The organism is Mesorhizobium sp. M0815 (assembly GCF_040319995.1).
Taxonomy (GTDB): Bacteria; Pseudomonadota; Alphaproteobacteria; order Rhizobiales; family Rhizobiaceae; genus Mesorhizobium.
Genome location: NZ_JAMYOU010000003.1, coordinates 240,844 through 253,550, shown reverse-complemented (window position 1 = coordinate 253,550; position 12,707 = coordinate 240,844). Strand labels below are relative to the sequence as shown.

At 61.5% G+C, this 12,707-nt stretch carries 10 protein-coding genes; 5 read left to right on the top strand and 5 right to left on the bottom strand.

The annotated features are described in order from the left end of the window. The first annotated feature begins 101 nt into the window (after positions 1 to 101). Both NKI01_RS06235 and NKI01_RS06230 read left to right on the top strand, forming a co-directional pair. The gene (locus NKI01_RS06235) at positions 102 to 1,352 is read left to right on the top strand and encodes a M16 family metallopeptidase (protein ID WP_352495532.1); all 1,251 of its coding nucleotides are present in this window, start codon (positions 102 to 104) and stop codon (positions 1,350 to 1,352) included. Beyond that, a complete protein-coding gene (locus NKI01_RS06230) occupies positions 1,349 to 2,218 on the top strand; it encodes a patatin-like phospholipase family protein (RefSeq protein ID WP_352962281.1) in 870 nt (289 codons plus the stop codon). Before NKI01_RS06235 ends, NKI01_RS06230 begins: the two co-directional genes overlap by 4 nt. A gap of 249 nt (positions 2,219 to 2,467) precedes the next feature. Here NKI01_RS06230 and NKI01_RS06225 read toward each other — a convergent pair whose 3' ends face one another. Then, on the bottom strand, positions 2,468 to 3,364 hold the full coding sequence (locus NKI01_RS06225; protein WP_352962277.1) for an MBL fold metallo-hydrolase: 897 nt from the start codon (positions 3,362 to 3,364) through the stop codon (positions 2,468 to 2,470). A 140-nt stretch (positions 3,365 to 3,504) separates the two neighbouring features. Here NKI01_RS06225 and NKI01_RS06220 point away from each other — a divergent pair, with 140 nt between their 5' ends. Then, positions 3,505 to 4,407 carry a LysR family transcriptional regulator gene (locus NKI01_RS06220; RefSeq protein ID WP_352962273.1) on the top strand — a complete coding sequence of 301 codons (903 nt, stop codon included), beginning with the start codon at positions 3,505 to 3,507 and terminating at the stop codon, positions 4,405 to 4,407. Between the two features lie 350 nt (positions 4,408 to 4,757). Here the strand turns inward: NKI01_RS06220 and NKI01_RS06215 are convergent, their stop codons facing one another. Together NKI01_RS06215 and NKI01_RS06210 are read right to left on the bottom strand one after the other, a co-directional pair. Then, positions 4,758 to 5,294, bottom strand: a complete 537-nt coding sequence (locus NKI01_RS06215) for a dihydrofolate reductase family protein (protein ID WP_352962270.1) — start codon at positions 5,292 to 5,294, stop codon at positions 4,758 to 4,760. A 232-nt stretch (positions 5,295 to 5,526) separates the two neighbouring features. After that, positions 5,527 to 7,257, bottom strand: coding sequence for an adenylate/guanylate cyclase domain-containing protein (locus NKI01_RS06210; protein ID WP_352962364.1), 1,731 nt, complete (start codon positions 7,255 to 7,257; stop codon positions 5,527 to 5,529). A gap of 238 nt (positions 7,258 to 7,495) precedes the next feature. Between NKI01_RS06210 and NKI01_RS06205 the strand changes: the two genes are divergently transcribed. Then, positions 7,496 to 8,383 carry an HNH endonuclease gene (locus tag NKI01_RS06205; RefSeq protein WP_352962267.1) on the top strand — a complete coding sequence of 296 codons (888 nt, stop codon included), beginning with the start codon at positions 7,496 to 7,498 and terminating at the stop codon, positions 8,381 to 8,383. Positions 8,384 to 8,560: 177 nt separating this feature from the next. Here NKI01_RS06205 and NKI01_RS06200 read toward each other — a convergent pair whose 3' ends face one another. Continuing rightward, the gene (locus tag NKI01_RS06200; RefSeq protein WP_352962264.1) at positions 8,561 to 9,130 is read right to left on the bottom strand and encodes a hypothetical protein; all 570 of its coding nucleotides are present in this window, start codon (positions 9,128 to 9,130) and stop codon (positions 8,561 to 8,563) included. Between the two features lie 111 nt (positions 9,131 to 9,241). Then, positions 9,242 to 11,239, bottom strand: a complete 1,998-nt coding sequence (locus NKI01_RS06195) for an AAA family ATPase (protein ID WP_352962261.1) — start codon at positions 11,237 to 11,239, stop codon at positions 9,242 to 9,244. 337 nt (positions 11,240 to 11,576) lie between these two features. On the opposite strand from NKI01_RS06195, the gene NKI01_RS06190 reads away from it, so the two are divergent. Beyond that, positions 11,577 to 12,632: a LacI family DNA-binding transcriptional regulator gene (locus tag NKI01_RS06190; protein WP_352962258.1), complete on the top strand. Its 1,056-nt coding sequence runs from the start codon at positions 11,577 to 11,579 to the stop codon at positions 12,630 to 12,632. The last annotated feature ends 75 nt before the right edge of the window (positions 12,633 to 12,707 follow it).

Genomic DNA, 12,707 nt, shown 5'->3' with positions numbered 1-12,707 from the left:
CAAGGGGAGAAGGGAAGCACGCGCGCTCCGGCCCTCTTCTAGCGACCCTCATCCTCTCCCTCGTCTTCCTCATCCTGCCGGCGCTTTCGGCTCGTGCTGCCATGAACATCCAGGAGGTGACCTCGTCGAAGGGCATCACCGCCTGGCTGGTGGAGGATTATTCGGTGCCGATCGTCGCCATCCGCTTCGTCTTCGATGGCGGCGCGACGCAGGATCCGCCCGGTAAGGAAGGGCTTGCCAACCTGATGAGCGGTCTGTTCGACGAAGGCGCCGGCGACCTCGACAGCGAGGCCTTCCAGGTCAAGCTTGACGATGTCGGCGCCGAGATGAGCTTCGATGCGCAGCGCGACGGAATCTACGGCTCGATGCGCATGCTGGCCGAGCAGCGCGACGGCGCCTTCGACCTGCTGCGCGTGGCGGTCAACCAGCCGCGCTTCGACCAGGTGCCGATCGACCGCATCCGCGCGCAAATCCTGTCCGGCATCATCGCCAACGAGCGCGATCCCGATACGCTCGCCCAGCGCAAATGGCTGGACGCGATCTACGGCAGGCATCCCTATGCGCGGCCGGACCAGGGCACCAGGCAAAGCATCGCGACGATCACGCCGTCCGATCTCAGCGCTTTCCACAAGGCGAATTTCGCCCGCGACGGTCTGCATGTCGCGGTGGTCGGCGCCATCGACGCCGAGACGCTGAAGCAGAAGCTCGACCTGGTATTCGGCAGCCTGCCGGAAAAGCAGGCGCTTACGCCCGTTCCCGACATCGACCTGAAACTTGGCCAGCAGCTCGAGGTCGTTTACGACCAGCCGCAGGCCTCGCTGCAACTCGCCTATCCCGGCGTGAAGCGGAACGCGCCGGATTTCTTCGCCGCGGTGCTGATGAACGAGATCCTCGGTGGCGGCACTTTCACCTCGCGGCTGTTCGACGAGGTGCGCGAGAAGCGCGGCCTGGCCTATAGCGTCAGCTCCGACCTCGTCGACCACCAGCATTCCGAGGCGCTTTCCATCACCACCTCGACCCGCGCCGACAGGGCGGCCGAGACGCTGGCCGTGGTGCGCGACGTGGTCAAGCGCATGGCCGAGGAGGGGCCGACCGAAGCCGAGCTGGCGGCGACCAAGAAATACATGATCGGCGCCTATGCCATCAACAATCTGAATTCCTCCGGCGCGATCGCCGCAACGCTGGTCGAGATCCAGCTCGGCAAGCTCGGCATCGACTACATGCAGCGCCGCGCCGCGCTGATAAACGCGGTGACGCTGGACCAGGTCAAGGCAGCGGCGAAAAAGCTGCTCTCCGCCGAGCCGGCCGTCATGGTGGTCGGGCCGAAGCTGGGTGAGGCCAACAAGGGATGAGCCCTAGCTTCGGCATCGCCTTTGGCGGCGGCGGCGCGCGTGGGCTGGCGCATATCCACGTCATCGAGGTGCTGGACGAACTGGGCATAAGGCCGGCGGCAATCGCTGGCTCGTCGATCGGCGCCATCATGGGCGCCGGCATGGCCTCGGGCATGACCGGCAAGGACATTCACGACTATACGCGCTCGATCCTCGGCCGCCGCGCCGAAGTGGCGACGCGCATGTGGCGGGCGCGGCCCGGCACCTTTGCCGAAGCGTTGCAGGGCGGCCTGCGGGTCAGCCAGTTCAATGTCGAGCGCATCCTCAAGGCATTCCTGCCCGACGCCATTCCCGAAACCTTCACCGAATTGAAGATACCGCTGAAGGTGACGGCAACGGACTTTTATGGCCACAAGCTCGCGGTGCTCGACGAAGGCGAGCTGCATTCGGCGCTGGCCGCTTCGGCGGCGATCCCGGCGGTGTTCCGCCCGGTGATGCGCGACGGCAGGCTGCTGATCGACGGCGGCATCTACAATCCCGTGCCGTTCGATCTGATCGAGCTCGACGCCGACATCATCATCGCCGTCGACGTGGTCGGCGCGCCGACCGAGGCCGGGCGCAAATTCCCGACCTCCGTCGACCTGATGTTCGGCGCCACGCAGCTGATGATGCAGTCGATCATCGCCAGTAAGCTGAACCAGAGCCGGCCCGACATCCTGATCCGGCCGGCGGTGTCGAAATACCGGGTGCTCGATTTCATGAAGGTCGAGGCGCTGATGGCCGAGACGGCGGCGATCAAGGACGAGCTGAAGCGCGAGATCGAAAGGGCGGTCGAGGCGCGGGCCAAGGCCGAAGCCAGCAAGCGCACCAACCGTCTCGGCGGATGACCGTAATCAAGCGCTTGGCGTCAGCGCCCGCTGGCCCATGAGCGTGTCGACATCAGGCGGGCAGGGGCGGTAAGTTTGGGCGCGAAGGCCGGCGTTCATTCGCGCCCCCCTCTGCCCTGCCGGGCATCTCCCCCACGAGGGGGGAGATTGGCTGTCATCGGCGCTTTCGCCTATCACCAGCATTGCAGGATCGAGCGCCGAGGCTGAAGCTTCCGATCTCCCCCTCGAGGGTCGAGATTGGCGGCCATTTCAGCCCCACTTCATCTCGCCGGTGGCAACCTTGGAGCCGATGTCGAGCGCAACGCCCATGCCGAGGCCGGGGAAGCGGGCTTCCATGGCGCTCTTCAGCGCGGCCGCGTCCTTGGCTTTTGCCAGTTCTTCCTCGAAGGCGATGAGATAGGTCTTGGTGTGCTCGACGCCTGAAAGGTCCGTAGCGGCCTCAGGCATCATGTGTCCGGGCACGACGATCGCCGGCTTGCGCGCCGCGATCTTTTCGAGATTGGCCAGCCAGGCGGCGCGCTGTTCCTTGGTCGGGGTGTCGGCGGTCCAGACATGCACGCCGGCAAAGATCATCACCCCGCCGAACACCGCGTTCCGCGACGGCACGAAGAGATAGCGCCGGTTGGCGAGGCCTTCCGCGGCGACGATCTCGATGCTCTCGCCATCGACGCTGAGCGTCGTGCCGTCGAACGCTTCGGGGATGACGACGTCGGCCAGCGCCTGCGGGCCATTTTCCTTGAGCTGCGGCCCCCAGACGGCGAGCTTCTTGTCGACATTGCCGTTGATGGCGGCCACCGTCTCGGCTGCGGCGATCACCCGTGCCTGCGGGAACGCCTGCCTGATCGGCTTGAGGCCGAAATAATAGTCCGGGTCGGACTGGCTGACATAGATGGTGGTGAGCGTCTTGCCCGTCGCCTTGATCGCCTCGGCCACTGCCCGGCCGTCGGGGTAAGTGAAACCGCCATCGATCAGCACGGCCTCAGTGGCCCCGGAGACCAGCACCGGGGCGCGAAAGAAGCCGTTTTCCCCGGCGGGAAAATGCTTCCAGGAAAGGCCGCCTGCCGCATGGCCAAGCCCGGCGGGAGCAAAGACCGCGGCAGCGCCGGCGGCGAGGGTGGTTTTCATGATGCTTCTCCGTGTGAACATGGATGTCTCCTGGGAATGCGGAATTCGGCGGCCTCGATGCCCGCAAGATGGCAAAAGCGGAATGCATATTGAAGGCCGACAAAATAGACGTAATGTATGCTTTCGCCTGACAATGAGGCTGCCTCTGCCATGAGCGAAGCATGAACCTGAACCGGCTGGCCTATTTCGCCGCGGTGGTCGATGCCGGCTCGTTCACGCGGGCCGCCGAGCGGCTGGGCATCACCAAGGCGGTGGTCAGCCAGCAGGTGGCGCGGCTGGAGCGCGATGTCGGAACGACGCTGCTGATCCGCACGACGCGCCGCGTCCATCCGACCGAGGCCGGCCGGACATTCCATGCCCGCTGCCTGCAGGTTCTGCAGCAGGCCGAGGATGCCTTCGACGAGCTCGCGCAGGCCGCCGCCGAGCCGACCGGCACGCTGCGCATCGCGGCGTCCAACGACTACGGCACGTCGGCGGTGGTGCCGGTGGTCGCCGCCTTCAGCGCGCGCTATCCCGCCTGCCGGGTGGAGCTGACGCTGGGCGACGAGACGATCGACCTGGTTTCCGGCCACATCGACGTGGCCATCCGCGTCGGCTGGCTGGCCGATTCCAGCCTGCAGGCGCGGCGCATCGGCACCTTCCAACAATTCATGGTGTGCGGCGCCGGGTTTGAAGGCCGCTTCACCGCCGGCGAACCGCAAGACCTTGCCGGGCTGCCCTTCGTCGCCAACATGGCGCTGCGCGAACCGCTGCTATGGCAATTTTCGCGCGGCGACGAGCAGCAGGCCGTCCGCATGCAGGCAACGATTTCAATCGACGCAACGCCGGCAGTGCTGGCGGCGGTCCGCGCCGGCGCCGGCCTCTCGGTGCTGCCAGACTTTTTGGTGCGGGACGAGCTGGCCGCCGGGCGGCTGGTGCAGATCCTGCCCGAGTGGCGGCTGCCCTCCGGCGGCATCTACACAGTCTACCCCGCCGCCCGCTTCCGCCCGCCCAAGGTAACCAGCTTCGTCGAGATGCTGATTGCGGCCGAGCAAAAGGTGGAGTCAGGCGGGCGGGGGCGCTAGCTTGGGTGAGGAGCTGATGGCCGAAACAGGCGAGCTTGAAGCGCCGAGGCCGAAGCTGCGATCTCCCCCCAACGGCAGGGCTATCGCATAGGGAGCCCCCCTCATCCGACCGCTTCGCGGCCACCTTCTCCCCGCTGGGGAGAAGAGGCTGGCGTCAACGCCGGCGACCTCCTCTCCCTTCGGGGAGAGGTCGGATTGCCCCGAATTGCCCTTCGCAATTCGGTTGGCAATCCGGGTGAGGGGGCACTTGCCCATATGCGATTGCTACAGATTGAAACGAAGGCCGGCGTTCTTTCGCGCCCCCCTCTGCCCTGCCGGGCATCTCCCCCTCAAGGGGGGAGATTGGCTCATCACGCCTTCCCCGCCGCATACTCCAGCGCCACCACGCCGTTGCTGAATTGCCTGGCAAACACCAGCTCGAGCGGCAATTGCGCGCCGGGCGGGAACAGCAGCTTGCCCTGGCTGACAGCACCGGGGTAGCTGAGCAGCCGGATGCGGTCGACAAGGCCGTGGCGCAGCAGTTCCTGCGCGACGCTGAGGCTGCCATGCACATAGATGTTGCCGCCGCTGCCTTGCTTCAGCCCTCTGACCGCGTCCGGCAAGGCGCCAGTCAGCAGCTCGGCCGGCTGCCAGTCGAGCGCCTGCAAACTGGTCGACGCGACATATTTCGGCAGCGCATTGAACCGGTCGGCGAAATCTCCGGTCTCCTTGGGCCACGAGCCGGCAAAGATCTGATAAGTCGTGCGCCCCAAAAGCATGGCGCCGCTGTCGGCAAGCTCGTCGTCCTTGAATTTTTGCATTTCATCGTTCCAGGCCACGCTAGGCAGCTTTTCAACCTCGGCAATGCCATCGACGCTGATGAATTCGGTGATGATGAGTTTTCTCATGGCGGGTTCCTTCTGTCGGGGCGGCCGTGCGGGTCTTGTGCGAACTGCACCGTCAACTAGCGCGGCGCTTTTTCAGGTGGAGGGGTTTTCCCCGTTCGCTTCCAAAGACCGATACCGTGGGAAAAGCGTCTCCGACCTGCCCGTCGTTCGGCCATGCCACGAGGTCCGCGTCGGGTGGGGGCGGTCTTTTTTGCCTGTCCCCGATTGGATCTGGTTCGTAATTACGGGCTGGCTACAGGCGGGCAATACCGGCTTTCAGCAGTCCTTCGCGGACGTGCTGCACATCAGACTCCTGGGCATAGTGCAGGGTGGCGATGAATGAATCGAGGTCGAATTGGGGATCGAGCGTTCTGATCTTGCCTAGATGCGCCGCGGCCGCGATTTCGTCGCCGAGCCAGCCGTAGCAGGCAGCGGCGAAAGCGTGCTGAACCGAGTCCATGGTTGACAGATGCATGAAAGCTTCGATCGCCTCGCCATACTGGCGCGCGGCAAAATGCGCCTTTCCCAGATGGCTCCAGAACCTCTCCGGGTGGTGCGGGTTCAACTGCATTGCCTTGCGGATCCATTCAATTCCCTCTTCCGGCCTCCCCAGCCACGTCAATAACTCGCCTTGCTGCACCACCACGAGGTCGTAATTGGGATTGAGGGCCAGCGCCCGCTCTTGATGGTAGCGCGCTGTGGTCAGCTCATTGTTGTTCACGTTCACTGCCGCGAGGATGCGGTGGACATCGGCATCGTTGTTGTCCAGCGCCAGCGCCCTGTCCAGCGCTGCCATAATGTTGTTCCAGACGGCATCCCTGTCTTCGCACCAGTTATGGACCCAGGCCTGGCCAAGAATGCAGGCCCGCCAGGCATGGGCATGGGCATAATCGGGGTCGAGCGTGACGGCCCTTTCTATCAAGGTCTGCGCGCGTTCATTATCCGCAATCGTGCTTCGGTGATGCAGCACCTTGGCAGCAAGTACACATTCATACGCGGCCATGTTTGCAGGTTTCGCCCGCGCGAGCTGGTCCCGCTGAGCCGCCTCGACACGACCGGGCAGCGTGGCTGCGATCGCCGCGGTCACCTCATCCTGAATCGCGAATATATCGACCAGCTTCCGGTCATATTTGTCTGCCCAAATATGAGCGTCATTCGCCGTGTCGATGAGCTGAACCGTCACGCGCACCCTGTCGCCGATCTTGCGGACGCTTCCCTCCACCAGGTATTGGACGTCGAGTTTCTCGGCCACCTCGCGCACATTCACGGCGCGGTTCTTGTAGACGAAGGCGGAATTGCGCGAGATGACGAACAACTCATGGTGGCGGGACAATTCGGTGATGATGTCCTCGGTCAGTCCGTCCGCGAAAAATTCCTGCTCTGGGTCGCCGCTCATGTTGCTGAATGGCAGCACCACTATCGAAGGTTTCGAGATGGATCGCTTTGCCTCGACTTGTGGCAGGACAGGACTGTCAAACCCAACGCGATAGAGGCGAACCGGGCGGCTGATGTTCTTTAACGTCTTCTCGCCCAGGTCCTCCATGGCGATTTCGAGACGGTCGGCAATTTGCGTCGCCACCGCTGCGGTCACGCAGATACCGCCGACGTCGGCGAGTTGCTCGATGCGAGAGGCAATATTGACGCCGTCGCCGAAAATATCATCATCGTCGAAAATGATGTCGCCGAGATTTATGCCGATCCTGAATTCGATACGCCGTTCTTGCGGCACATCCGAATTGCGCCGTTTCATGCGCTGTTGGATTTCCACGGCGCATTTCACGGCATCGGTCACGCTCTGGAACTCAACGAGCATGCCGTCTCCGGTGGTCTTGATGATCCGGCCCTTGTTCTTCGCGATGGCGGGATCGACCAGTTCTATGCGATGGGTGCGAAGGCGTGCGAGCGTGCCGGATTCATCGGCCTCCATTAGCCGACTGTAGCCCGCCATATCGGCAGCCAGAATTGCGGCCAGTCTCTGTTCCATCGCTGAACCAAAAACCAAGCCTACGCTTCCTGGGCTGCCAAATCCAGCAATTTGGGCTTGTGGCTGAATCAAGAAGTCCGCAGCAGCGAGAAAGGGCGGATCAGAGGAGCTTTTTCCTATTCGCTTCCAAAGACCGATACTTTGGGGAAAAGCTTCTCCGGCCTGGACTACGCTCCCAAGATCGGATTGGTATTACATCTGAGGCAGATATCTCCAAAGAACGAATTGTAAAAAGATCATGGGATTCGGGGTCTTCATTCACCGGTCAGATTCGATCTACAACGACCGCCCCGCTGAGCAATACCAGTTTCCTAGCCAGTATCTGCGCCGCGTTGAAGACTGGATCATCTACTATGAGCCCAGCAAGGTAGAAGACAGCCGCGGCTATTTCGCCGTAGCCAAGGTCCAACAGGTCATCCCCGATCCTGTGACGCCTGATATGTACCTCGCTCTGATTGAGCCCGGAACCTATCTCGATTTCGTCAATCCGGTTCCATTTAACGGATCTGATGGTCTCGTTGAACGAGGCTTATTCAACGACCAGGGACGGATTTCCGGTCGCGCCCAAGCGGCCGTCCGCCCAATCAGTCCAGCCGATTTCAACCGCATCATCGATCTGGGCCTGGACACGAACGGGTCGTTGCTGCCGCGCGTTGATGAGGTCGACACATCTGCTGGTTTTCAGGATGAGCAAGCGCCATTCGAATTCGAGCAGAGCCGTGATCGCGTAAACTACATCGGATCACGAATAGTGCGGGATCGCGTTTTCCGTCGCATCGTCTTGCGCGCCTATGATGAGCGGTGCGCGATCACGGGACTCAAGTTGATAAATGGCGGCGGGCGAGCAGAGGTTTCTGCCGCGCATATTCGACCGGTCGAAGCGAACGGCCCGGATGTCATCAACAATGGGATCGCACTGTCTGGCACAGCGCATTGGATGTTCGATCGCGGACTGATCAGCCTATCCGATGACTTGGAAATCCTGATCTCCCGGCAGGTCAATGATGTCGACAGCGTGCAAGCATTCATAAACAAGACCGGTCGAGCACTTACGCCCCGTCGACAGTTTGAACGCCCGCATCCTCGCTTCTTGCAATGGCATCGCGAACACTGTTTTAAGCAATGAAGGACGCGACTGGCTCCCCAACCTAGTCTAGGTAGACCCAACCTTCGGACGATGCCGTCAATGGTGGAGCAGGAAGGGGGTCGAGCAGGAGAGCGCCTCACGAATCGCAGGCGCAGAAAGCGTGTTGTTGGGTGAGCCATCGCGGACGTTTGCCGATCGGCAGTACAGACTGAGACGTCAGCGCAGCTTCTTAAGAAACTCTGTGTAGGCCCCTAGGTTCGGCACTAACCCGGTCACACGCTTCACAATCTCAGGTCGTTCTAGCTTGCGATGAGAATCGAGGATCCCATCGTAGCCAATGACCTTCAAGGCGCCGGCCCCGAGAAGCCCGCACCAAGCCCTTATGTCCCTCTCAATCTCGATAAATTCCTCGGTGCTCACATACTGGTCGGGCAACTGACCATGAAAAAGTTTGTCCCGATATCGCTTGGCCTTCCGCAACACCTTAGAGAGCCGGTCGTATTCAGCACCGACCATATCGGCAACGGTGATGTCGGCGAGACGTTCGATGCCGTCGGTCAGCTTCTTGTAGGAGAGGTTAGGCGCATCGTGAATCGTTTGGCGCAGCTGTTGGCTATTGGCGTGTTCAAAGGCTTCTGATTGGAAAATAAGATGCGTGAAAATCTTCCGGATTTGACGTTCGGCGCGGAGGTACGTTAGCGTGAAAGCATCCACCCCCCTCGTGCGATGGCCGGAACGGAGTATGTCGTCGACCGGACGAAATTCGTCTTCGAAATTGGAAACCATTGAAATCACACCTCCTCCGTCGAACTATAAAGCGGCGTCGATATGGCAAAAGGCGCAGCGCGACCGTCGGGAGGTTGGCAAGGTTGCAGCGGGCGGCTCCTGCGATATGAGTCAGGCGGCGGGTTGCGGCCCGCCGACTGCTTCTGCAGGTGGCTCGGGCGGTTGAGCTTTAGCAGTTGCCGGCACCTCGCTTGTAATGCCCAGGAAATCTAGGGCCATGCGCTCAAGTTCATCACGGACACCGAACTCAAGCTGATTCCAGAAATCGTCTGACGACACCAGCTTGATCAGTTTCTGGGTGTCCTTGGAGCGATAGCCCTCTGGGAGGTAATCTTCCAGGTCGCCGCGCGGCAAAAGGTAGATGCCGTTGGCCTTCTTCTGCTCAATGAATGCGGCAAGGATGGCCTGCTCATTTTCATCCAGGGTTTCCTTCAGCCGGACGCGACGAGATTTGATATAGGCCCAGATGTCCTGGGCATCGGCCCAGCTTTGGGCGTCCATGGCCTTGTCGATGCGCTCAACCAACGCAGCGCCATCAAGGCTCTTAAGGTTGTCGATGACGTCTTTCTTGATCTCTCCCGTATCCAGCACAAAGAGCGCTTTTACAGCGTGATTCCCGATTTGCTCGATGTAGTCGCGGTCGGCAACGGCCCACCAGCCGACCTTGCACGCGTCCAAAAGCTGCTGGTAAGCTGGAAATAGGCCTTTTCCGCCGATACTCACCACCTCCACCGAGGGAGCGTTCAGCGCGTGCTTCTTGGCCACGATATCAAGCACTCGCTCGAACACTATCCTGTCGTGGAGTCCCTCGACCAGCACCACGGTGTCGGTGAAGAACACACGCTCGTTGTTTTCGCTATTCACTATGTTGAACAGATGCTTGGCGTTGGGGAGGCTTGCGGCGCTTAGGCGGACGATATTGCTCCGCTGGTTCTCGCTGTAGACCCGGGACACATACTGGATTGATGCCGGCGAGATGAACGTTGGCGAATGGGTCGCCATGACGAATTGGTTACCGGTAGACTTCGACAGCTTCTCGAACAGGGCGAACAGGGCAGTTTGCCACTTAGGATGGAGGTGAAGTTCCGGTTCGTCGACGATGATGACAGCGTTCCGAACATTAAGGGCAAATATCGCGAACAGGTAAGTGAGAAGCTCGCGTTCGCCCGATGAGGCGGCGCCTACCGAGAACGACGATCCCTGTTTGGTCAGACGCACGTCATAGGAGTTGCTGAGCGGATCGACCGTGACAAGATCCCATGTATAGCCGAGTGCTTTCAGCTCTGCCGAAAGCTCCTGGAGGTTCTCGTCCTCTCGAAATTTCTTGCGAGCCTCGACATTCGACTCCTCCTGCAGGAGGCGGTATCGCTGGGCCATGCGCCCGATAGCGAGGGAGACGATGTCGAAGCCGCTGCGGGAAGATGCGGCGTCGGATGTGCGCTTCTGGTCGTAGTCGTTGTAGCCGGAGAGGCCTATCGCTGAACTAAATCCGTTAGCTGCCCGGTTGACGGGCAGGTATATCATCGGCAGTTGCAGCGCCGCCTTACCGGCTTGGGCTCTCAAAGTGTTGTCCCCTTCAAAGACGTGCAGGTACGCAAGGAAGTCGCGGGCAGGTTGCTCCGCCGGTTGCTGCACAGATCCGTCGCGCCATACGGCAGTGACCCGCTGCCCTGCGGCGATCTTTGAGACGTCCCAATTCTCGACGCCTTGCCACGGATCGGGATAGAATTTCCTGTTCAATCCATTGCGGAGGTCGGTAGCATCGGCCTGAATGGCCTGCATGTTTTCGACGTCCTGCGCGCCAACCTCCAGCTCGAGCTCAATCACCTGACCTAGCTCCCGCGCCGCGCTGTGTTTCTCAAAAGTCAGCTGATCGAGGGAGTCGTTGTATCGGGTCTCCCAGCGATTTGGTTCGTCAATAGTGGGTGTATGTGCGTAGTAGGGCGCATTAAAAACGTGCCGTCTAAGCATACCGACCAGCGTATCGAGTAGGTTGGTCTTTCCCCCACCGTTCGGCCCGATCAGGATCGAAATGTTCCCATCAAAACTGATCTCGCGCCGGTCAAGAAAGCTCCGGACATTCTCTATGGATAGTTTCCGTATAAGCAAAGTCGCCTCCAGTCAGTTTGGATCATATATGGCAGGGCTGGCGGGGCAGGGTGTTTTCGACGGCTGGAACATCCTCGCCAGACGCCAACAAAAGAATACCCCCAAGCAGGCCAATTCGCCGGCCGGCCAGCCCGTCTCGCCCGGCGCAAGGCGGTCATGACGAACAACCGCCTCGCCTGCTTATCATCCCACTTGCCATCCCCACCACCTTCTCCTAATCTCTCTCTGAGAAAACCTTTTCCCAAACCGCCCGGCGTCCGCTGACTTCACCATTCAGCGCCCTCGCAGGCCGGTAAGAGAAAAGCTTTTCTCAAATGGGAGGATCGATATCCAAATCATGGCGTCCGACGCGCAGCCAACGCCTGTCAAACAGCCGGTCACCTTGCGTGAGGTGGCAGCGCTTGCCGGCGTCAGCGTTGCCACCGCCTCAAAAGCGCTGAACGGGCAGGGGCGGATGACCGCCGAGACGCGGACCCGCATTCGCGAGACGGCGCAGCGGCTTGGCTTTCGCCCGAACAGCCTGGCGCAGAGCCTGTTGCGGCGGCGATCCTTTACCGTCGGGCTGTTGACCAACGACACCTATGGCCGCTTTTCGCTGCCGCTGATGGCCGGCGTTTCCGACGCGCTGGTCGATGCCGGCGTCTCGGTGTTCCTGTGCAATGTCGAGGACGACCCGCGCCTTGCCCAGCTGCATGTCGATGCCATGCTCGACAAGCGCGTCGACGGCATCATCGCCACCGGCAAGCGCATCGACCGCCATCTGCCGGTCGACCTCGCCAATCTCGGCATTCCGGCGATCTATGCCTTTACCGAGCCCGATCCAAACGCCATCGCCTTCGTGTCTGACGATGCCGGCGGGGCGCGGCTGGCGGTCGAGCACTTTTGCCGGCTCGGGCGGCGGCGCATTGCCCATGTCAGCGGTCCGGCGAGCTTTGCCGTGGTGCACGCGCGGGCCGAGGCCTATCGCGCGGTGTTGGCCGAGAACGGCTTGCCGGTCATGGAGCCGTTGCTCGGCCCGTGGTCGGAGGCCTGGGGGCACGAGGCGGTGGCAAAATTGTTCGACGGCGAGGGGTTCGACGGCACGCGCGAAAAGCCCGATGCCGTCTTCTGCGGCAACGACCAGATCGCGCGCGGCGTCATCGACGCTTTGCGCGAGCGCGGTATCGGCGTGCCGGACGAGGTCGGCGTCATCGGCTTCGACAATTGGCAGATCGTCGCCGAGGCAACCCGCCCGCCGCTGACCTCGGTCGACATGAATCTCGCAGCACTTGGCCGCGCGGCCGGCCTTGCCTTGCTTTCGCTCGTCGGCGGCGAACCCGCTCTGCCGGGCATCAGAAAACTGCCGTGCCGGCTGGTGGTGCGTCAGTCATGCGGCCGTCCGCCGGACGGCTGAACGAAACGGGCCGTGTCGATTGTCACCCGCTTGTGGGGGCGCGGCTAAATTAAGACGCTAAATTAAAACCATGTG

Coding starts and splice junctions, on each gene's coding strand:
- NKI01_RS06230 (WP_352962281.1), top strand. CDS start 1,349: ATGAGCCCTAGCTTCGGCATCGCCTTTGGCGGCGGCGGCGCGCGTGGG.
- NKI01_RS06215 (WP_352962270.1), bottom strand. CDS start 5,294: ATGAGAAAACTCATCATCACCGAATTCATCAGCGTCGATGGCATTGCC.
- NKI01_RS06190 (WP_352962258.1), top strand. CDS start 11,577: ATGGCGTCCGACGCGCAGCCAACGCCTGTCAAACAGCCGGTCACCTTG.
- NKI01_RS06235 (WP_352495532.1), top strand. CDS start 102: ATGAACATCCAGGAGGTGACCTCGTCGAAGGGCATCACCGCCTGGCTG.
- NKI01_RS06225 (WP_352962277.1), bottom strand. CDS start 3,364: ATGTTCACACGGAGAAGCATCATGAAAACCACCCTCGCCGCCGGCGCT.
- NKI01_RS06220 (WP_352962273.1), top strand. CDS start 3,505: ATGAACCTGAACCGGCTGGCCTATTTCGCCGCGGTGGTCGATGCCGGC.
- NKI01_RS06200 (WP_352962264.1), bottom strand. CDS start 9,130: ATGGTTTCCAATTTCGAAGACGAATTTCGTCCGGTCGACGACATACTC.
- NKI01_RS06205 (WP_352962267.1), top strand. CDS start 7,496: ATGGGATTCGGGGTCTTCATTCACCGGTCAGATTCGATCTACAACGAC.
- NKI01_RS06210 (WP_352962364.1), bottom strand. CDS start 7,257: ATGGAACAGAGACTGGCCGCAATTCTGGCTGCCGATATGGCGGGCTAC.